Here is a 19,489-nt window from a genome sequence, read left to right as displayed (position 1 = left end):
GGCCCGTCAGTCGGTGATCGCCTCGTGGACCAGTCGCTTGAGCTCGGGGTAGAGCTTCAGGGACTTCCGCGGCCTCAGCTGGGTCAGGAACTGGACGCTCAGATCGCGGCTCGGGTCGATCCAGAACGTGGTCGTGGCGACGCCGCTCCAGCCGTAGGTGCCGAGCCCGGAGGGGGCCTGGGTGCGGCTCGGGTCGGTCACCACGGACACCCCGAGACCGAAGCCGACACCGTCGTTGCCGGGTTCGTCGTGGGCCGGGCGGCTGCCGAAGGTACGCAGGTCGGCCCCGCCGGGGAGGTGGTTGCGGGTCATCAGGTCGACCGTCTCGGGCTGGAGCAGGCGCACGCCGTCGAGCTCGCCGCGGCGGCGCAGCAGCTCACTGAAGCGGTGGATGTCGTACGCGGTCGCCACCATACCGCCGCTGCCCGACAGGAACCGGGGGCGGCCGAACAGCGGCAGGCCCGGGATCCGCTCGATCCCCCCGCTGTCGGCGTCGCTGTACAGCTCCGCCAGCCGGCCGGCCTGTTCGTCCGTGACCTGGAAGCCGGCGTCCGGCATGCCGAGCGGGCGGAAGATCCGCTCGGCGATGAACTCGTCCAGCGGCCGGCCGGAGACGACCTCGATGATCCGGCCCAGGACGTTGGTGGCCACCGAGTAGTTCCACTGCGTGCCCGGCTCGAACTGGAGCGGCAGCCGCGCGTACGCCTCCACCGTCCCGGCCAGGTCCGAGCCCGGCAGCACCGCCGACTCCAGACCGGCCTCGCGGTACAGGGCGTCGACGGGGTGGCAGTGGTAGAAGGCGAAGGTCAGGCCCGCGGTGTGGGTCATCAGATGCTTCACCAGCAGGGGCTGCCCGACCGGGCGGGTGGTGAGGTCGGCGCCCGAGCCCTCCACGTACACCCGCTGGTCGGCGAAGGCCGGGAGGTGGTCGGCGACCGGGTCGTCGAGGCCCAGCCTGCCCTCCTCGACCAGTATCAGTGCGGCGACCGAGGTGACCGGCTTGGTCATCGAGTAGATCCGGTAGAGGGTGTCGGCCTCGACCGGCAGTCCGGCCGCGATGTCACGGTGGCCGTGGGCGGTGAGGTGGGCGACCCGGCCGCCGCGGGAGACGGCCACGAGGAACCCGGGCAGGCGCCCCTCGTCGACGAAGTGGGCGACGTGCTGGTCGAGCCGGTCCAGCGCCTTCGCGTCCAGCCCGACCTCGCTCGGGTCGACCTCTTGCCGCAGCAGTGCCATGGTTTTCCTCCGGTGCGCTTGTTCAAGGTGCGGTCCCGGCCTACCCCGCCCGGCCGACCTCAGACCTCATGGTCGCGTAGGGAACGCGTGTGCGGACCCCTTTCGGCACCGTGATCGGTGTGCGTTGCGTCGCTTCCACCAGCCGGGGGACCGACGGGAAGGTCGGCGGGGGCGGTCCGTGAACCGCCCGGCAGTGCCCGGCAGACCGGGAGCGCCGCCGCGGCCACGAACGCCAGTACGACCAGGGGTGAGCGCGTCGCCCCGAGGTCCATGAGCACGGTCGCCGAAGCCACCCCCAGCACCGGCCCGACGTTCATCGCGGTCTGCTGCAACCCGCCGGCGACCCCGGCCGACTCCGCGGGGGCCTGCCGTACGACGACATGGGTCGCCGCGACCATCACGGTGCCGAACCCGGCGCCCACCAGCGCGAACCCGGCGCAGAGAGCGACCGGCGCCGAGGCCCGGGCGAGGACGAGAAGACCGGCGGCGAGGACGACCATCGCTCCGGCGACCGTGGCGCGGGCCCCGGAGCGGCGCAGCAGGACGGCGGAGGCGGGCGCGGCGGCCACCAGCAGCACCGCCAGCGGAAGGCTGAGCAGCGCGCTGCGCAGCGGGGTCAGCCCCAGGTCGTCCTGGAGTACGTAGACGCAGGTCAGCAGTCCGCCGTTGAGGGCCGCGGACGCGATGACGAGGACGCCCAGCGCCCCGCCCACCGCCCGCGAACCCACGACCTCCGGTGGCAGCAGCGGGGAGCCCGTCCGGCGCTCGTGCCGTACGAAGGCGGCGCCGGAGAGGAGGGCGACCGGCGCCGACCACGTCATGCCGGGGAGGGTGACGAGGGTGTGCACCAGGCAGGCCAGGGCCACGGCGAGCAGCAGGGCGCCGGGCAGGTCGAGCGGGACGCCGGTGGCCGGACCCGAGCGGTCCCGTCGGCCCCGGCCTTCGGGGCGGTCCCGGGAGGCGAGGGCGAGCAGGCCGAACACCGGCGCGGGCACGATGTTGAGGAGGAACACGGCCCGCCAGCCGAACTCGGTGGCCAGCGCGCCGCCCACCACCGGTCCGGCCGCCGCGGCCACCCCGATGGACGCGGTGCGCACGGCGATCGGCGTCCGCAGCCGTTCGGGCGGGTACGCGGCCCGCAGCATCCCCAGTGTGGCCGGCTGCAACAGCGCTCCGAACACCCCCTGCACGATCCGCAGCCCGATCACCCAGCCGATGTCCGGCGCCAGTGCGATGCCCGCCGACGCGGCGCCGAAGCCGAGCATGCCGAGGGCGAAGGTGCGCCGGTGTCCGTAACGGTCCCCGAGCCGTCCCGCGAACACCAACAGGCCCGCCACCGCGACGAGATACCCGGTGCTGGTCCACTGGACCTGGGTGAAGGAGGCGCCCAGGTCGCGGCGCAGGGTGGGCTGGGCGACGGTGAGCACGGTGCCGTCCAGGGCGACCACCATGGCACCGGCCACGCTGCTCGCCAGCGTGAGCGGCAGGGAGGGGCGGGAACGCTTCACCGGCCGGCCTCCGGACCGAGATGCGCGTCCAGGGCGGTCCGCAGAAGGGGTACGAAGTCATCTGTGCCCGTGGCGAGTTGGAGGCTTCCCCAGCGCCAGAGCTGGGCGATGCCGTGCAGGTTCGCCCACAGCGCGCCGGCGACCGACCGGGCGTCGGCGTCGGGCCGGACCCGGCCGACCAGGTCCACCAGGACACCGAACAGAGGAAGGCTGGTGTCCCGCAGGCGCAAATGACCGCTTTCCAACAAGTCATGACGGAACATCAGCTCGTACATACCGGGATTGCCCAGCGCGAACTCCAGGTAGACGCGCGCCAGTTCGGTCAGCTGATCGCGGGGCCCGGCGGTGCTGTCGCCGAGGGTCGCCGTCACCCGGGCGCCCAGCTGGGCGAAGCCGCGGTGGGCGATGGCCGACAGCAGCTCAAGATGGGTGGGGAAGTGGCGGCGCGGTGCACCGTGCGAGACGCCGGCCCGGCGTGCGATCTCCCGCAGGGTGAGCGCTCCGGCGCCCTCCTGGGAGACCAGGTCCACGCCGACGTCGACGAGACGGGTCCGCAGATCGGGGTCCGGCTTCTCGGAGGCCGGCTCTTTGGATACCGGCTTTGCGGGGTCACTCATAGACACTGTCTACCAGGTTCGCGTAGACAGTGTCTACTCATGACCTGGCCCGGACGCCGGATCGAGGCGGGGGAAATGCGGCTCGGGGAATGCAGCCCGGGGCGGCGCCGGTTGTGTCGACATGACTCAGGACACGACGCAGAACGCGCTGCTCGCACTGCTCTCCGAGGGCCGCGGTGGGGTACTGGTCACCCTCAAACGCGACGGCCGCCCCCAGTTGTCGAACGTCAGCCACCGCTACTACCCGGACGAGGGCGTCATCCGGATCTCCGTCACGGACGACCGTGCCAAGACCCGCAACCTGCGGCGAGACCCCCGGGCGTCGTACCACGTCACGGCCTCCGACCGCCGCGCCTACACGGTCGCCGAGGGCGCCGCCGACCTCTCACCGGTCGCGAAGGACCCCTACGACGCCACCGTGGAGGAACTGGTCCGCCTCTACCGCGATATGGCGGGCGAGCATCCCGACTGGGACGACTACCGCGCCGCCATGGTCCGCGACCGCCGCCTGGTGCTGCGCCTGCGGGTGGAGCGGGCGTACGGCATCCCCAAGGGCACCAACGACGGTTAGCCGACAGACCCGTTGCGGGCGTCGCCGGCATCGCCGGCGTCGCTGCGGGCCTCCAGGGCGTGCAGGACGGCGACCATGTCCGCGCCCGCGTGACCCAGGGCCACGGTCTCCTCGAACAGGGCGTGGCAGGTGTCGAGGAGCGGTGAGGCCAGGCCGCACGCGCGTGCGGCGTCGGCGATGAGGCGGTTGTTCTTCAGGACGTCCTGCGCGGCGGCCTGTACCGCGAAGTCGCCCGTCAGCAGCTTGGGCGCCTTCATCCGCGACACCCCGCTCGCCAGCGGGCCGGCCGCCACGACGTCCAGGAACAGCCGCCGGTCCAGTCCCTGCCGCTGCGCGAAGTGGAACGCCTCGGTCAGGCCGGTCACCTGCGTGATCAGGAACAGGTTCACCGCGAGCTTCATCAGCAGCGCGCCGGGCGCCGCACCGCAGCGGAACGTCTCGTGACACATCGGGGCGAGCAGCGGCCGTACGGTGTCCACGGCCACCTCCTCGCCCGCGAGCATCGCCACCAGCCGTCCCTGCTCGGCCGGGACCCGCGAGCCGGACACGGGCGCCTCGACGTAGCGCCCACCCGCCGCGCGCACGTCCGCCTCCAGTGCGCCCGAGTACTCCGGCGAGGTCGTGCCCATGGTGACGACCACGCGCCGGTCGACCCGCGGGCCGAAGCCCGGGGTGCCGCGACCGAGGACGGAGTCGACGGCGGCCTCGTCGGCCAGCATGAGGATCACGACGTCGGCGCGGGCGAACACTTCGCCGGGGTCCGCCGCGACCTCGGCGCCGGCCGCCCGCAGAGCCTCGGCGGGAGCCGCCGAACGGTTCCACACCACGAGGGGCGTCCCGGCGCGGGCCAGCCGCAGCGCCATGGGGCGACCCATCACGCCCAGACCGATGAATCCGACCTGCATGGCGCCTGCCTCTCCCTGTGTCGTAGGACCGCGGTGCCCTATGACCGCGGTCATAGTAGCGAATCCTATGACGACGGTCATAGGATTCTCCTTTCGCAGGATGCGGCGAGTGCCCCACCCCGGAGGAGGCCGACCATGCCGGTGCCCGAACGCGGACCCCGTGAGCGGATGGTCTTCAGCGCGGCCCAGCTCATCCGCCGCGACGGAGTCGGCGCGACCGGAATGCGGGAGGTCGCCGTCCACGCCGGTGCGCCCCGGGGCTCGCTCCAGCACTACTTTCCCGGCGGCAAGCAGCAGCTCGTCAACGAGGCCGTGGACTGGGCGGGCCGCTACGCCGGCAAACGCGTGGCCCGATTCCTGGACGAGTCGGCGAGGGCCGGCCGGCCGACTCCCGCCGGGCTCTTCGCCGCGATGGTGCGCCAGTGGACGGACGAATACGCGGCGTCCGGGTTCGCCACCGGCTGTCCCGTCGCCGCCGCGACCGTCGACTGCGCGGCCTCCGGCGACGCCACCCGGAAGGCCGCGGCCGTCGCGTTCGCCGCCTGGACCGGCCCGGTCGCCGAGGCCCTGACCGGCATGGGCGTCCCGGCGGCCCGGTCCGGCCCACTCGCCACCCTCATGGTCAGCGCCCTGGAGGGAGCGATCCTGATCGCCCGGGCGGAACAGGACGTCCGGGCCCTGACGGCGATCGTGACGGAGCTGGCTCCGCTGCTGGACGCGGCCGTCGAGCGGGCCGTTCCCGGCGTTTCCCAGGGCTGAGCGTCACCTCTTGCCCTTCACCCCTCCTTGCCCGACACCCCTTGCCGGTCACCCCTGCCCGTCCTTCCACTCGTCGCCCGCCCTGCCCCACCGGCCCGCACGGCCGAGCCCCCGGCGCCGAGAAGGCGGCCGGGGGCTCGGGAGTCGCGGAACCGGGAGCCACGGAAATCCCGTTTCGGAGAGTTGTGCCGTCACGTTTCAGGGAGCGGCGACGTCATGGAGTACCGGCGGCGAATCTCCGCGGCGGACCCGGGGTCAGGCGGTAACCGTTTCCGGCTGTGACGCCTTGCGCGCCCCCCGCTCACCCAGCTGCTCCGTCGGGATCTTCGCGGTCTCCCGGGCCGACAGGGCCGCGATCACCGGCGGGACGCACAGCGCCGCGGTGAAGAGGGCCACCGAGGACCAGCCGTCGCCGTCCGGGCCGGCGATCTGCGCGGCGAAGGTGACCGCGAAACCGGCCACCGCGAAGCCGATCTGGGTGCCGATCGCCATGCCGGACAGGCGGACCCGGGTGGAGAACATCTCACCGTAGAAGGAGGGCCACACGCCGTTCGCGGCGCTGTAGACCACGCCGAAGGTGGCGATGCCCAGCAGGAGGATCAGCGGGTAGGAGCCGGTGGAGATCGCCCACAGGTAGGCGAACATCATCACCGCGCTGCCGGCCGCGCCGATCAGGTACACCGGACGGCGGCCGATGCGGTCGGAGAGCGTGGCCCACGCCGGGATGGCCGCCAGCGCGACCACGTTGGCCAGCGCGCCCACCCACAGCATGGAGGTGCGGCTCATCCCGACCGAGTCGCTGGTCGCGTAGGCCAGCGCCCACACCGTGAAGATGGTGCTGACCGAGGCGACGAGCGCGCCCGCGACCACCCGCAGGACGTCCGCCCAGTGGTCGCGCATCAGTACCGCCAGCGGCAGCTTGACGACCTCACCGGTGGCCTGCTGGGCGGCGAAGGCCGGGGTCTCCTCCAGCTTGCGGCGGATGACGTAGCCGGCGACGGCGACCGCGATGCTCAGCCAGAACGGGACCCGCCAGCCCCAGGACAGCAGCTGCTTCTCGGGGAGGGCGGCGATCGGGATGAAGACGAGCGTGGCGAGGAGCTGGCCGCCCTGGGTGCCGCTGAGGGTGAAACTGGTGAAGAAGCCCCGCCGCTCCGACGGCGCGTGTTCCAGCGTCATGGAGTTGGCGCTGGCCTGCTCCCCGGCCGCGGAGATGCCCTGGAGGACGCGGCACAGCACCAGCAGGACGGGTGCGAGCGTGCCGACCTGCGCGCGGGTGGGCAGGCAGCCGATGAGGAACGTCGAGACGCCCATCAGGATGAGCGTGAAGACCATGATCTTCTTGCGGCCCACGCGGTCGCCGAAGTGGCCGAGGAAGAGCGCGCCGACCGGCCGGGCCGCGTAGGCGACACCGAAGGTGGCCAGCGACAGCAGGGTCGCGGTGGCCGGGTCGGACTCGTCGAAGAAGACCTTCGGGAAGATCAGTGCTGCCGCGCTGCCGTAGATGAAGAAGTCGTAGTACTCCAGAGCGCTGCCGATCCAGGCCGCCGTGGCGGCTTTCTTCGGCTGGCCGGGAGGTGCGGCGGGGACGGACACGGCGTGCTCCTTCGAGGGAACTCCAACGTACGTGGAGTGGGGCAAGGGGAGTAGGGCCGGTCCCCTGGGGTGCGGGGCGGCTGCGCCGGGTGCGTGCCCGGCTAATTAACCCACTGGGTAGTTAGTAGCGGATGGCTACGGATGTTGCGCTGATGTTTCTCCGCTGTCAATAGGCGGCGCCGAAGGATCTTTGACGGAGGCCCCGCGTCGTTCCACCGGGGCCGTGGGGTCCGGGTCGGCGCCGCTCGGCACCCGGGTCGGCGCTCCGGGTGAGCCCGTGGAGGCGGCGCGCCGGAGGGTCCTCTGCCGCAGGCCGGCCTGCCGTACCGGTCTGCGGCACCGGTCGGCCGGGTCGGTCCGGCGGATAGGTCCCCCGGTCAGTCCGTCGCGCGCTCCGCCGTCAGATAGGCGATCACCATGTCGCCGAGCATGGTGCGGTAGTGCTCCCGCCGGGCCGGGTCCACCAGGTCGCGGCCGAACAGGGCGCCGAACGTGTGCCGGTTGGCCACCCGGAAGAAGCAGAAGGAGCTGATCATCGCGTGCAGGTCCACGGCGTCCACCTCGGCCGTGAACAGGCCGGACTCCCGCCCGGAGGCCAGGATGCGGCCGATCACGTCGAGTGCGGGGGAGCCGATCCGTCCGAGCTTCTCGGAGGCGGCGATGTGCTCGGCCTCGTGGATGTTCTCGATGCTCACCAGGCGGATGAAGTCGGGGTGCTGCTCGTGATGGTCGAAGGTCAGCTCCGCCAGCCGGCGGATGGCCGCGACCGGGTCGAGATGCTCGACGTCGAGCTGTTGCTCGGCCTCGCGGATCACCCCGTACGCCCGTTCCAGGACGGCGGTGAAGAGCTGCTCCTTGCCGCCGAAGTAGTAGTAGATCATCCGCTTGGTGGTGCTGGTGCGGGCGGCGATGTCGTCGACCCGGGCCCCGGCGTAGCCGACCCGGGCGAATTCCAGCGTCGCCACGTCGAGGATCTCGGCCCGGGTCCGCGCGGCGTCGCGCAGGCGCCCGTTGCCGTGGGGTCGTGCCGGTTCGTCGACGCTGGTCATCCAGGTTCCTTCGGGCGGCGTGGGTGCAGTGTCGAGATTCTAGAAGCCCGCCCCTGCCCCGTGACGTGAGAGGGCTTCCCTCAAAGTCCGCCTTGGTGTTATGACTAACTCACCAGTTCGTACATTAGTCAGCCGATCAGGAGGTCCGCCGTGGCCGTCGTCTTCAAGGACTCGTATCTCGTCGGACTGATCGGCTCCGGCGTCGGTCCGTCCCTCAGCCCGGCGCTGCACGAGCGGGAGGCCGACCGGCAGGGCCTGCGGTACCTGTACCGGCTCATCGACATCGACGTGCTGGGCCTGGGGCCCGAGGCGGTGGGCGACCTGGTGCGCGCCGCCCGTGACCTCGGTTTCGACGGGCTCAACATCACGCACCCGTGCAAGCAGCTGGTCCTCCCGCACCTCGACGCGCTCGCCCCGCAGGCCGAGGCGCTCGGCGCGGTCAACACCGTGGTCTTCGAGGACGGCCGGGCCATCGGTCACAACACCGACGTCACCGGATTCGCCGCCTCCTTCGCGCGCGGTCTGCCCGACGTGCCGCTGGAGCGGGTGGTGCAGCTGGGCGCAGGCGGGGCGGGCGCCGCGGTCGCGCACGCCACCCTCACACTGGGCGCCGGCCAGGTCACCGTCGTGGACGCGCTGGCCGACCGGGCCGCGGATCTCGCCGGTTCCCTCGACCGGCACTTCGGACCCGGCCGGGCCGCGGCCGCGACGCCCGACCGGCTGGCCGATCTGCTCGCACAGGCGGACGGCGTCGTGCACGCCACTCCCACCGGCATGGCCGCCCACCCCGGCCTGCCCTTCCCGGCCGGACTGCTGCGCCCCGATCTGTGGGTCGCCGAGGTCGTCTACCGTCCGCTGGAGACCGAGCTGCTGCGCACCGCGCGCGCGGCCGGCTGCGCCACTCTGGACGGGGGCGGCATGGCCGTCTTCCAGGCCGTGGACGCCTTCCGGCTGTTCACCGGCCGCGAGCCGGACGGCGTCGGCATGCTGGCCGACTTCGCGGAGATGGCCCGTGGCGCCGAGCGCTCGGCGGGCCATGCCGTATGACGGCCGCACGCCATTGCGTACGACGGCCGCGGGCCACGCCCCGTGACAACCGGATGTCCTGCCCATGTCCCGCCCCGCGCCCCCGACGGGTCGCGGCACAGCCCTCGAAGGAGCATGACCGTGCGTACGTCGATAGCCACCGTCTCCCTCAGCGGATCCCTCACCGAGAAGCTCACGGCCGCCGCCCGGGCCGGTTTCGACGGCGTCGAGATCTTCGAGAACGACCTGCTCGCGAGTCCCCTCACCCCGGAGGAGATCCGCGCCCGCTGCGCCGACCTCGGCCTGGGCATCGATCTCTACCAGCCGATGCGGGACATCGAGGCGGTGCCGGCCGAGGAGTTCGCCCGCAACCTGCGCCGCGCCCGGCACAAGTTCCAGCTGATGGACAGGCTCGGCGCGGACACCGTCCTGGTCTGCTCCAGCGTCTCCCCGCTCGCGGCCGACGACGACGCGCTCGCCGCCGGTCAGCTGAGCGAACTGGCCGACCTGGCGCAGGACTTCGGCATCCGCGTCGCCTACGAGGCGCTCGCCTGGGGACGGCACGTCAGCACCTACGACCACGCCTGGCGCATCGTCGAGGCGGCCGCCCACCCCGCGCTCGGCACCTGCCTGGACAGCTTCCACATCCTGTCCCGCAGCTCCGATCCGAAGCACCTCGAAGGCATCGAGGACATCCCCGGCGAGAAGATCTTCTTCCTCCAGCTGGCCGACGCCCCGCTGCTCGGCATGGACGTCCTGCAGTGGAGCCGCCACCACCGCTGCTTCCCCGGTCAGGGCGGCTTCGACGTCGCGGGGCTGGTGAGACACGTCCTGCGTACCGGTTACGACGGACCGCTCTCGCTCGAGGTCTTCAACGACGTCTTCCGGCAGGCCGAGGCCGGCCCGACCGCCGTGGACGCCCGCCGCTCCCTGCTGATCCTCCAGGAGGAGGCCGACGTCCGGGCCCTGCCCGCGCCCGCCGCCCCCACCGGGGTCGCCTTCGCCGAACTGGTCACCCACGACGCCGAACCCCTCGCCGCCCTCCTCACCGCCCTCGGCTTCGCCCGCACCGCCCGCCACCGCGGCAAACCCGTCGAGCTGTGGGAGCAGGGCGAGGCCCGCGTCCTGGTCAACACCGGTCCGGCCGTCCTCCCCCGCGTTCGGCTTCGCTCGCGCGGGGGGACCCCCGTCGACGGCACCACCCTCACCGCGCTCGGCCTGGAGTCACCGGACCCCGCGGCGGCCGCCCGCCGCGCCGAGGCACTGCTCGCCCCCGTCCTGCCCCGTCGTCGCGCCGCCGAGGACGCCCCGCTCGACGCCGTCGCCGCCCCCGACGGCACGGAACTCTTCCTGTGCGCGACGAACCGGCCCGGACTGCCCAACTGGCGCGCCGACTTCGCGGCCGTACCGCACGCCCCGGCCGCCTCGGACGCCGTCCGCATCGACCACGTGGCACTCACCCAGCCCTGGCACCACTTCGACGAGGCGGTGCTCTTCCACCGCGGTGTCCTCGGCCTCGACGCCCAGGAGAGCGTCGACGTCGCCGACCCCTACGGGCTGCTGCGCAGCCGCGCCGTCACCAACACCGACGGCAGCGTCCGCCTCCCGCTCACCGTCGGCGCGGCCCCCGGGGACGACACCGCGCACGCCCGGCACATCGCGCTGGCCACCGACGACGTGGTCGCCGCGGCCCGCCGGTTCACCGAGGCCGGCGGACGCCTGCTGCCCATCCCGGCGAACTACTACGACGACCTCGCGGCCCGCTTCGAGTTCGCCGACGGCGAGCTGGACACCTACCGCGACCTCGGCATCCTCTACGACCGGGACGCGCACGGCGTCTTTCGGCACTGCTACACGCACACCGTCGGCCGGGTCTTCTTCGAACTCGTCCAGCGCGACGGCGGCTACCAGGGATACGGCGCCGCCAACGCGCCGGTGCGGCTGGCCGCCCAGCACGCCGCGCGCTGACCTACTGCCGGCTGACCGTCCTGGTCACACCGGCGACGACGGTGGTGGCCAGGATCCAACCGGTCACGATGAGGACGTACGACAGCGTCTGGTACCAGTCCCTCGGCGCGAACGCGCTCTCCTGCCCGAAGGAGATCACGGGCAGCAGCAGGTCGAGGGTGTAGAAGACCGGGTTGAATTCGGGCGCCTCACCCGCCTTGAGCGGGGGCGGGTGGTGCCCGGCGTACGTGATCGAGCCGACCGCCAGCAGGGACAGCAGCCAGACGGCCGCGCGCAGCGGACGGAAGCCGTAGCCGACGGCCGCGTCCTGGAGGTGGCCCCACACCCGGCCGTACCAGGGCAGGGTGCCGCGATGCCGGCGCTGCTTGGCCAGTTGCACCACCCGGGCCGCACGGTCGTCGCCGATGCGGCGGTAGGCGCCCGTCAACTGCTCGTAGGCGTGCGGGTCGAACGCGCCGTCGTCGCGCTCCAGCATCGGCAGCCGCCGCTCGGCGGGCTCGTGCGGGGTGAGGAAGGTGTAGGTGAGATCCAGCAGCCGGACCTGGTCGGGCAGCATCTCCGGCTCCAGCTGGAGCTGGCCCACCTCGGCGCGCCGCAGATTGAGCCGGCCCTCGATCGGCGGGCCCTCGCGCAGCCAGAGCTCCCCTATGACGCAGCTGCTGGCCCGCAGCGCGGTGCCGCCCGGATTGGACAGCGAGGAGCGCAGCAGGTCCACCCGGCCGGGGATGCGGGAGCCGCGCAGATCGATCCGGCCGTGTGCGCGCAGCCGCCGGCCCAGCAGGTTGGCCCCCACGTCGAGGGACTCCGCGTTCAGCACGTGCGCGCCGGGGTTGTTCAGTTCGGCGTCCTCCAGGTCGATCGAACCGGTGACGGAGGCGCCGTCGAGCCGGATCAGGCCCTGGGTACGCAGCCCGCGGGCGCAGAGGTCGTCGTCGATGAAGACCTGGTTGAGCTGGAGGACGGGCTCCGAGGGGTCCGCCGCGGTGACCTCCGCCCCGTCGAGGTACAAGGCACCCGAGATCTGCGCCCTGCTGAGGTGTACTCGGCCGCCGACCCGGCAGCGGGTCAGCCGCAGGCCCCCGTCGATCCGGGTGTGCGACGCGTCCAGGCCGGGCAGCTCGGAGTCGCGCAGACTGACGTAGTTGAGCTGGGCGCCCACCAGCCGCGGGGCCTCGTCGAAGCGGCAGTGGATCATGCGGATCATGCTGTCGACGACCGCGTGGCGCAGGTCGAGGAGACCGGTGACGCGTGCCCCGGCGACCTTGAGGGCGGCTATCTCCCCCGGTTCGCGGGGGCCGTTGAGGAGCAGCGCCCGCAACACGGCCGCCCGTACGCTGCGTTCGGGACCGTTCTCCTCGCCCCGCGCCCGGAAATCGACGGTCGCACCCGTGGCGAAGGCCCGCCAGAGTCGCTGTTCGGCCGGTGTCAGATCGTTGATCTCCATCAGCCGCGACTCTGGCGGGCCTCGCCGAGCGGTGTCAACCGGCTATGGCCGGATGTTCCATTCGGCGATCACGGGCCGTCCGTGCTCCGTCGACAGACGACTGACCGTGCCCGTCGCCAGCTGGAACAACCGCCCCTCGGCGGGCGGGAGTCCCAGCCGACGTGCGGTCAGGACGCGCAGGAAGTGTCCGTGGGCGACCAGCACGGCGTCACCGCCGCAGTTCTGGAGGGCCGCGTCCACCCGCGACAGCACCCGGTCGGCGCGCCGGCCGACCTCCTCGGGCGACTCGCCGGGATGACCGTCAGGGCCGGGCGGCACGCCGTCCGTCCACAGGTCCCAGGCGGGACGGGTGCGGTGTATCTCGACGGTGGTGATGCCCTCGTAGGCGCCGTAGTCCCACTCGTGCAGGGCGGGTTCGGGTACGGCCCCGGCGACGCCCGCGAGTTCGGCGGTGCGGACCGCGCGGTGCAGCGGGCTGGTCAGGGCGAGGCAGAAGGCCCGGCCGGAGAGGAGCGGAGCGAGCGACTTGGCCTGTTCCTCACCGTGTTCGGTGAGGGGCAGGTCGGTGAAGCCGGTGTGCTGTCCCGACACGCTCCACTCGGTCTCCCCGTGGCGGACCAGCAGCAGATCCCCCACGGCCGGGCCTACTTCTCCGCCGACTCGACGGCGTGGCCGCCGAACTGGTTGCGCAGCGCCGCGATCATCTTCATCTGCGGCGAGTCCTCCTGGCGGGAGGCGAACCGCGCGAAGAGGGACGCCGTGATGGCGGGCAGCGGTACGGCGTTGTCGATGGCGGCCTCGACCGTCCACCGGCCCTCGCCGGAGTCCTCCGCGTAGCCGCGCAGCCTGTCGAGGTGCACGTCCTCGTCGAGGGCGTTGACGGCCAGGTCGAGCAGCCAGGACCGGATGACCGTGCCCTCCTGCCAGGACCGGAAGACCTCGCGCACGTTCTCCACGGAGTCCACCTTCTCGAGGAGCTCCCAGCCCTCGGCGTACGCCTGCATCATGGCGTACTCGATGCCGTTGTGGACCATCTTCGAGAAGTGCCCGGCGCCCACCTTGCCCGCGTGGACATAGCCGTACGGGCCCTCCGGCTTGAGCGCGTCGAAGATCGGCTGCACCTTGGCGACGTGCGCGACGTCGCCGCCGACCATCAGGGCGTAGCCGTTCTGCAGGCCCCAGACGCCGCCGGACACACCGGCGTCGACGAAGCCGATGCCCTTGGCGCCGAGCTCCTTGGCGTGCTTCTCGTCGTCCGTCCAGCGGGAGTTGCCGCCGTCGACGACCGTGTCGCCGGACTGGAGCAGGCCGCCGAGCTCGTCGATGACGGACTGGGTGGCCTCGCCGGCCGGGACCATCACCCAGACGGTGCGCGGCGCTTCGAGCTTGTCGACGAGTTCGGCGAGACCGCTGACGTCGGAGACCTCGGGGTTGCGGTCGTAGCCGATGACGGTGTGGCCGGCGCGGCGGATGCGCTCGCGCATGTTGCCGCCCATCTTGCCGAGACCGATCAGGCCCAGCTGCATCGATGTCATGTCAGTTCACTACTTCCTGAGTTCGCGGTAGGCGGCGACGAGAGCGGCGGTGGAGGGGTCGAGGCCGGGGACCTCGGCGCCCTCGGTGAGGGCGGGTTCGACACGCTTGGCGAGCACCTTGCCGAGCTCCACGCCCCACTGGTCGAAGGAGTCGATGTCCCACACGGCGCCCTGCACGAACACCTTGTGCTCGTAGAGGGCGATCAGCTGGCCGAGCACCGACGGGGTCAGCTCGGGGCTGAGGATCGTGGTGGTGGGGTGGTTGCCCTGGAAGGTGCGGTGCGCCACCTGCTCCTCCGGCACGCCCTCCGCCCGGACCTCCTCGGCGGTCTTGCCGAAGGCGAGGGCCTGCCCCTGCGCGAACAGGTTGGCCATCAACAGGTCGTGCTGCGCCTTGAGTTCGTCGCTCAGCTCGTCGAGGGGACGGGCGAAGCCGATCAGGTCGGCCGGGATCAGCTTCGTGCCCTGGTGGATCAACTGGTAGTAGGCGTGCTGCCCGTTGGTGCCCGGAGTGCCCCACACCACCGGCCCGGTCTGCCACTGCACGGGCCGGCCCTCGCGGTCCACCGACTTGCCGTTGGACTCCATGTCGAGCTGCTGGAGGTAGGCGGTGAACTTCGACAGGTAATGGCTGTAGGGCAGCACGGCGTGCGACTGCGCGTCGAAGAAGTTGCCGTACCAGATGCCCAACAGGCCGAGGATCAAAGGGGCGTTGGACTCGGCGGGCGCGGTGCGGAAGTGGTCGTCGACGATCCTGAACCCGTCGAGCAGCTCCCGGAAGCGGTTCGGGCCGATGGCGATCACCAGCGACAGGCCGATCGCCGAGTCGAAGGAGTAGCGACCGCCGACCCAGTCCCAGAACTCGAACATGTTGGCCGTGTCGATGCCGAAGTCGGCGACCTTCTCGGCGTTCGTGGACAGCGCGACGAAGTGCTTCGCGACCGCCTTCTCCTCACCGCCCAGCCCCTTCAGCAGCCAGGTGCGGGCCGAGGTGGCGTTGGTGATCGTCTCGATGGTGGTGAAGGTCTTGGAGGCGACGATGAACAGGGTCTCGGCGGGATCCAGGTCGTGGACCGCCTCATGGAGATCGGCGCCGTCGACGTTGGAGACGAACCGGAAGGTCAGCGAGCGGTCCGTGTAGGCCCGCAGTGCCTCGTACGCCATCGCGGGACCCAGGTCGGAGCCGCCGATGCCGATGTTGACGACATTGCGGATCCGGCGGCCCGTGTGACCGGTCCACTCGCCGGAGCGCACGCGCTCGGCGAAGCCGCTCATCCTGCCGAGCACGGCGTGGACCTGGGGGACGACGTCCTCGCCGTCGACCTCGACGACGGTGCCCGTGGGGGCCCGCAGCGCGGTGTGCAGGACCGCGCGGTCCTCGGTGATGTTGATCCTGTCGCCGCGGAACATGGCGTCGCGCAGCCCGAACACGTCGGTGGCGGCGGCCAGTTCACGCAGCAGAGCGAGCGTCTCGTCGGTGACCAGGTTCTTGGAGAAGTCGATGCGCAGGTCGCCGACGCGCACCACGTACCGCTCCGCGCGCTCCGGGTCCGCCGCGAACAGCTCCCGCAGGTCCGTCTGCCACCGGGCACGGTGGTCCTTCAGCGCGGTCCACTCGGGCCGCTGGTCGAGCCGGGGGGTGTCAGACATGGGAGGGGGTCTCCTTGGTGCCCTCGCCGCGCAGGGCGACGGCGTACATCTCGTCCGCGTCGAGGCGCCTGAGCTCCTCGGCGATGAGTTCTGAGGTGGCGCGGACCTTCAGCGCCAGGGTGCGCGAGGGCTGGCCGGGCAGCGTGAGCGTGGCGAGCGGGCCCTCGGGGCGGTCGATGACGATCTCGCCCTTCTCGGTGCCGAGCCGGACGGCCGTGACGACCGGGCCCGCGGTGACGACCCGGTCGGCCACGACGTTCAGCCGGGCCTCCAGCCAGCGCGCGAGCAGCTCGGCGCTGGGGTTGTCGGCCTCGCTCTCGACGGCCGCCGAGATGATCGGCACCTGGGCCTGGTCCAGGGCCGCCGCGAGCATCGAGCGCCACGGGGTGAGCCGGGTCCAGGCGAGGTCGGTGTCGCCGGGCGCGTACGACTTCACGCGCGCCTCCAGGGCCGTCAGCGGCCGCTCGACGGCGTACATGTCGGTGATCCTGCGCTGTGCGAGCGCGCCCAGCGGGTCCCTGGCGGGGTTCATCGGCGCGTCCACCGGCCACCACACGACCACCGGCGCGTCCGGCAGCAGCAGCGGCAGGACGACGGAGTCGGCGTGGTCGGACACCTCGCCGTACGTCCGCAGGATGACCGTCTCGCCGGTGCCCGCGTCGGCGCCCACCCGTACCTCGGCGTCGAGACGGGCGTTGGTGCGGTCGCGCGGGCTGCGGGCGTGCCGCTTGATGACGACCAGGGTGCGCGAGGGATGCTCGTGCGAGGCCTCCTCGGCCGCCTTGATCGAGTCGTAGGCGTTCTCCTCGTCCGTGACGATGACCATCGTCAGGACCATGCCCACGGCCGGTGTGCCGATGGCGCGGCGACCCCGCACCAACGCCTTGTTGATCTTGCTTGCCGTGGTGTCGGTCAGGTCGATCTTCATGGCCTGCGCCAGCTCCGTCCGTCTCGTGCGAGCATCTCGTCGGCTTCCTCGGGTCCCCAGCTTCCCGAGGCGTACTGCGCGGGCTTGCCGTGCCGTGCCCAGTACTCCTCGATCGGGTCGAGGATCTTCCAGGACTCTTCCACTTCCTGGTGGCGCGGGAACAGGTTGGCATCGCCGAGCAGCACGTCCAGGATGAGCCGCTCGTACGCCTCCGGGCTGGACTCGGTGAAGGACTCGCCGTAGGCGAAGTCCATCGTGACGTCCCGGATCTCCATCGAGGTGCCCGGCACCTTGGAGCCGAAGCGGACCGTGATGCCCTCGTCCGGCTGGACGCGGATCACGATGGCGTTCTGGCCGAGCTCCTCGGTGGCGGTGGAGTCGAAGGGGGAGTGGGGAGCGCGCTGGAAGACGACCGCGATCTCGGTGACCCGTCGGCCCAGGCGCTTGCCGGTCCGCAGGTAGAACGGCACGCCCGCCCAGCGGCGGTTGTCGACGTTCAGCTTCACGGCGGCGTACGTGTCCGTCGTGGAGGACGGGTCGATGCCGTCCTCCTCCAGGTAGCCGAGCACCTTCGCGCCGCCCTGCCAGGCGCCCGCGTACTGCCCCCGCACGGTGTGCCTGCCCAGCTCCTCGGGCAGCTTCACCGCCCTGAGCACCTTGAGCTTCTCGGTGAGCAGCGCGTTCGCGTCGAAGGCGGCGGGCTCCTCCATGGCCGTCAGGGCCATCAGTTGGAGCAGGTGGTTCTGGATGACGTCACGGGCGGCGCCGATGCCGTCGTAGTAGCCGGCCCGGCCGCCGATGCCGATGTCCTCGGCCATCGTGATCTGCACATGGTCGACGTACGACCGGTTCCAGATCGGTTCGAACATGGTGTTGGCGAAGCGCAGCGCCAGGATGTTCTGGACGGTCTCCTTGCCGAGGTAGTGGTCGATGCGGAAGACCTGGTCCGGCTCGAACACGTCGTGCACGACCGCGTTCAGTTCCTGCGCGCTGGCGAGGTCGTGCCCGAAGGGCTTCTCGATGACGGCCCGCCGCCAGGACCCCTCCGGCCCCTTCGCCAGCCCGTGCTTCTTGAGCTGCTCGACCACCTTGGGGAAGAACTTCGGCGGTACGGAGAGGTAGAAGGCGAAGTTGCCGCCCGTGCCGCGGGAGGAGTCCAGCTCCTCGACGGCGTCCCGCAGCTGCTTGAACGCCGTGTCGTCGTCGAAGTCGCCGGGGACGAACCGCATGCCCTCGGCGAGCTGCTGCCAGACCTCCTCGCGGAACGGCGTCCGGGAGTGCTCGCGCACCGCGTCATGGACGACCTGCGCGAAGTCCTGGTCCTCCCAGTCGCGGCGGGCGAAGCCGACGAGCGAGAAGCCCGGCGGGAGCAGACCGCGGTTGGCGAGGTCGTAGACCGCCGGCATCAGCTTCTTGCGCGACAGGTCGCCGGTCACGCCGAAGATGACGAGGCCGGAGGGGCCCGCGATACGCGGCAGGCGCCGGTCGCGGGCGTCCCGCAGGGGGTTCTCCCAGGCCGCGTCGAGACTGCTGGTGCTCATTCCGCGTCAACTCCCTTGCTCATCAGCGACTTCGTGACCGCGTCCAGAAGGTCCTGCCACGCCACCGCGAACTTGGCGACACCCTCGTCCTCCAACCGGGTGACGACCTCGTCGTAGGAGATGCCGAGTGCCTCGACGGCGGCGAGGTCGGCACGCGCCTGGGCGTAGCCGCCGGTGACCGTGTCACCGGTGATGTCGCCGTGGTCGGCGGTGGCGTTCAGCGTGGCCTCGGGCATGGTGTTGACCGTGCCCGGTGCGACCAGATCGTCCACGTACAGCGTGTCCTTGTATGCAGGATCCTTCACACCGGTGGATGCCCACAGCGGACGCTGCTTGTTCGCCCCGGCGCCGCCGAGCGGGGTCCAGCGGTCGCCCGCGAAGACCTCCTCGTACGCCGCGTAGGCCAGCCGCGCGTTGGCGAGGGCCGCCCTTCCCTTCAGCGCGAGGGCCGCGTCGGTGCCGAGCACGGTCAGCCGCTTGTCGATCTCGGCGTCGACACGGGAGACGAAGAAGGAGGCCACCGAGTGGATCGTGGACAGGTCCAGGCCCTTGGCGGCGGCCTTCTCCAGGCCCGCCAGATAGGCGTCGATGACCTCGCGGTAGCGCTCCAGCGAGAAGATCAGCGTGACGTTGACGCTGATGCCGAGGCCGATGACCTCGGTGATCGCCGGGAGACCGGCCCGGGTCGCCGGGATCTTGATCATGACGTTGGGGCGGTCGACGAGCCAGGCGAGCTGCTTGGCCTCGGCGATGGTGGCGGCGGTCTGATGGGCCAGACGGGGGTCGACCTCGATGGAGACCCGGCCGTCACGGCCACCCGTCGCCGTGTATACAGAATGCAGGATATCGGCTGCGGACCGCACGTCGGCGGTCGTCATCATCCGTACGGCCTCGTCCACCGTGACGTCCCGCACCGCCAGGTCGGCGAGCTGCTCCTCGTACCCTTCGCCCGAGCCGATCGCGGCCTGGAAGATGGACGGGTTGGTGGTGACGCCGACGACGTTCTTCGTCTCGACGAGTTCGGCGAGGTTGCCGGAGGCGATCCGCCTGCGCGACAGGTCGTCCAGCCAGATGGAGACGCCCTCGTTCGACAGGCGGTCCAGTGCTCCCGCGGTCGCGGTTGCTTCGGTCACTTCGATCATCTTCTTTCCGGCGG

At 71.6% G+C, this 19,489-nt stretch carries 17 protein-coding genes; 4 read left to right on the top strand and 13 right to left on the bottom strand.

The window, feature by feature from the left end:
- Nucleotides 1-6: 6 nt before the first annotated feature.
- The 3 genes from OHU34_RS08255 to OHU34_RS08245 are packed head-to-tail and all read right to left on the bottom strand — an operon-like array spanning nucleotide 7 to nucleotide 3,361.
- Entirely contained in the window at nucleotides 7-1,236 is a 1,230-nt protein-coding gene (locus OHU34_RS08255; protein ID WP_020125713.1) for a serine hydrolase, read from the bottom strand.
- A 59-nt stretch (nucleotides 1,237-1,295) separates the two neighbouring features.
- Nucleotides 1,296-2,687, bottom strand: a complete 1,392-nt coding sequence (locus OHU34_RS08250; protein WP_230194178.1) for an MFS transporter — start codon at nucleotides 2,685-2,687, stop codon at nucleotides 1,296-1,298.
- A gap of 53 nt (nucleotides 2,688-2,740) precedes the next feature.
- Nucleotides 2,741-3,361: a TetR/AcrR family transcriptional regulator gene (locus OHU34_RS08245; protein ID WP_142267001.1), complete on the bottom strand. Its 621-nt coding sequence runs from the start codon at nucleotides 3,359-3,361 to the stop codon at nucleotides 2,741-2,743.
- 121 nt (nucleotides 3,362-3,482) lie between these two features.
- Here OHU34_RS08245 and OHU34_RS08240 point away from each other — a divergent pair, with 121 nt between their 5' ends.
- On the top strand, nucleotides 3,483-3,932 hold the full coding sequence (locus OHU34_RS08240) for a TIGR03618 family F420-dependent PPOX class oxidoreductase (protein ID WP_230194167.1): 450 nt from the start codon (nucleotides 3,483-3,485) through the stop codon (nucleotides 3,930-3,932).
- Here OHU34_RS08240 and OHU34_RS08235 read toward each other — a convergent pair.
- Nucleotides 3,929-4,837: an NAD(P)-dependent oxidoreductase gene (locus OHU34_RS08235; RefSeq protein ID WP_405765615.1), complete on the bottom strand. Its 909-nt coding sequence runs from the start codon at nucleotides 4,835-4,837 to the stop codon at nucleotides 3,929-3,931. The genes OHU34_RS08240 and OHU34_RS08235 overlap by 4 nt on opposite strands.
- A 135-nt stretch (nucleotides 4,838-4,972) precedes the next feature.
- Between OHU34_RS08235 and OHU34_RS08230 the strand changes: the two genes are divergently transcribed.
- Nucleotides 4,973-5,596: a TetR/AcrR family transcriptional regulator gene (locus OHU34_RS08230; RefSeq protein WP_405765613.1), complete on the top strand. Its 624-nt coding sequence runs from the start codon at nucleotides 4,973-4,975 to the stop codon at nucleotides 5,594-5,596.
- Between the two features lie 255 nt (nucleotides 5,597-5,851).
- Here OHU34_RS08230 and OHU34_RS08225 read toward each other — a convergent pair whose 3' ends face one another.
- The gene (locus OHU34_RS08225) at nucleotides 5,852-7,192 is read right to left on the bottom strand and encodes an MFS transporter (protein ID WP_230194166.1); all 1,341 of its coding nucleotides are present in this window, start codon (nucleotides 7,190-7,192) and stop codon (nucleotides 5,852-5,854) included.
- 377 nt (nucleotides 7,193-7,569) lie between these two features.
- Nucleotides 7,570-8,241: a TetR/AcrR family transcriptional regulator gene (locus tag OHU34_RS08220; protein WP_142267005.1), complete on the bottom strand. Its 672-nt coding sequence runs from the start codon at nucleotides 8,239-8,241 to the stop codon at nucleotides 7,570-7,572.
- 150 nt (nucleotides 8,242-8,391) lie between these two features.
- On the opposite strand from OHU34_RS08220, the gene OHU34_RS08215 reads away from it, so the two are divergent.
- Nucleotides 8,392-9,288: a shikimate dehydrogenase gene (locus OHU34_RS08215; protein WP_142267006.1), complete on the top strand. Its 897-nt coding sequence runs from the start codon at nucleotides 8,392-8,394 to the stop codon at nucleotides 9,286-9,288.
- Between the two features lie 120 nt (nucleotides 9,289-9,408).
- Entirely contained in the window at nucleotides 9,409-11,235 is a 1,827-nt protein-coding gene (locus OHU34_RS08210; protein WP_142267007.1) for a bifunctional sugar phosphate isomerase/epimerase/4-hydroxyphenylpyruvate dioxygenase family protein, read from the top strand.
- Nucleotide 11,236: 1 nt separating this feature from the next.
- On the opposite strand, the gene OHU34_RS08205 is transcribed toward OHU34_RS08210, so the two are convergent.
- Genes OHU34_RS08205 through tal form a run of 7 tightly spaced genes read right to left on the bottom strand, consistent with a single transcriptional unit; the run spans nucleotide 11,237 to nucleotide 19,475 of the window.
- Nucleotides 11,237-12,679 (bottom strand): membrane-associated oxidoreductase, encoded by a 1,443-nt coding sequence (locus tag OHU34_RS08205; RefSeq protein WP_405765608.1) that lies wholly within the window; start codon nucleotides 12,677-12,679, stop codon nucleotides 11,237-11,239.
- Between the two features lie 42 nt (nucleotides 12,680-12,721).
- Nucleotides 12,722-13,315 (bottom strand): histidine phosphatase family protein, encoded by a 594-nt coding sequence (locus OHU34_RS08200; RefSeq protein WP_142267009.1) that lies wholly within the window; start codon nucleotides 13,313-13,315, stop codon nucleotides 12,722-12,724.
- 8 nt (nucleotides 13,316-13,323) lie between these two features.
- A complete protein-coding gene (gene gnd / locus OHU34_RS08195; RefSeq protein WP_054241690.1) occupies nucleotides 13,324-14,205 on the bottom strand; it encodes a phosphogluconate dehydrogenase (NAD(+)-dependent, decarboxylating) in 882 nt (293 codons plus the stop codon).
- A gap of 18 nt (nucleotides 14,206-14,223) precedes the next feature.
- The gene (gene pgi, locus OHU34_RS08190) at nucleotides 14,224-15,864 is read right to left on the bottom strand and encodes a glucose-6-phosphate isomerase (RefSeq protein WP_142267010.1); all 1,641 of its coding nucleotides are present in this window, start codon (nucleotides 15,862-15,864) and stop codon (nucleotides 14,224-14,226) included.
- Entirely contained in the window at nucleotides 15,857-16,792 is a 936-nt protein-coding gene (gene opcA, locus OHU34_RS08185) for a glucose-6-phosphate dehydrogenase assembly protein OpcA (RefSeq protein ID WP_142267011.1), read from the bottom strand. Before opcA ends, pgi begins: the two co-directional genes overlap by 8 nt.
- The gene (zwf, locus tag OHU34_RS08180; protein WP_142267012.1) at nucleotides 16,789-18,333 is read right to left on the bottom strand and encodes a glucose-6-phosphate dehydrogenase; all 1,545 of its coding nucleotides are present in this window, start codon (nucleotides 18,331-18,333) and stop codon (nucleotides 16,789-16,791) included. The genes opcA and zwf overlap by 4 nt, the downstream gene beginning before the upstream one ends.
- Complete coding sequence (gene tal, locus OHU34_RS08175; protein WP_142267013.1) at nucleotides 18,330-19,475, bottom strand: transaldolase; 1,146 nt, start codon at nucleotides 19,473-19,475, stop codon at nucleotides 18,330-18,332. The genes zwf and tal overlap by 4 nt, the downstream gene beginning before the upstream one ends.
- Between the last annotated feature and the right edge of the window lie 14 nt (nucleotides 19,476-19,489).

The organism is Streptomyces sp. NBC_00080 (assembly GCF_045041255.1).
Taxonomy (GTDB): domain Bacteria; phylum Actinomycetota; class Actinomycetes; order Streptomycetales; family Streptomycetaceae; genus Streptomyces; species Streptomyces coriariae.
This window is presented reverse-complemented; position numbering and strand designations above follow the sequence as displayed.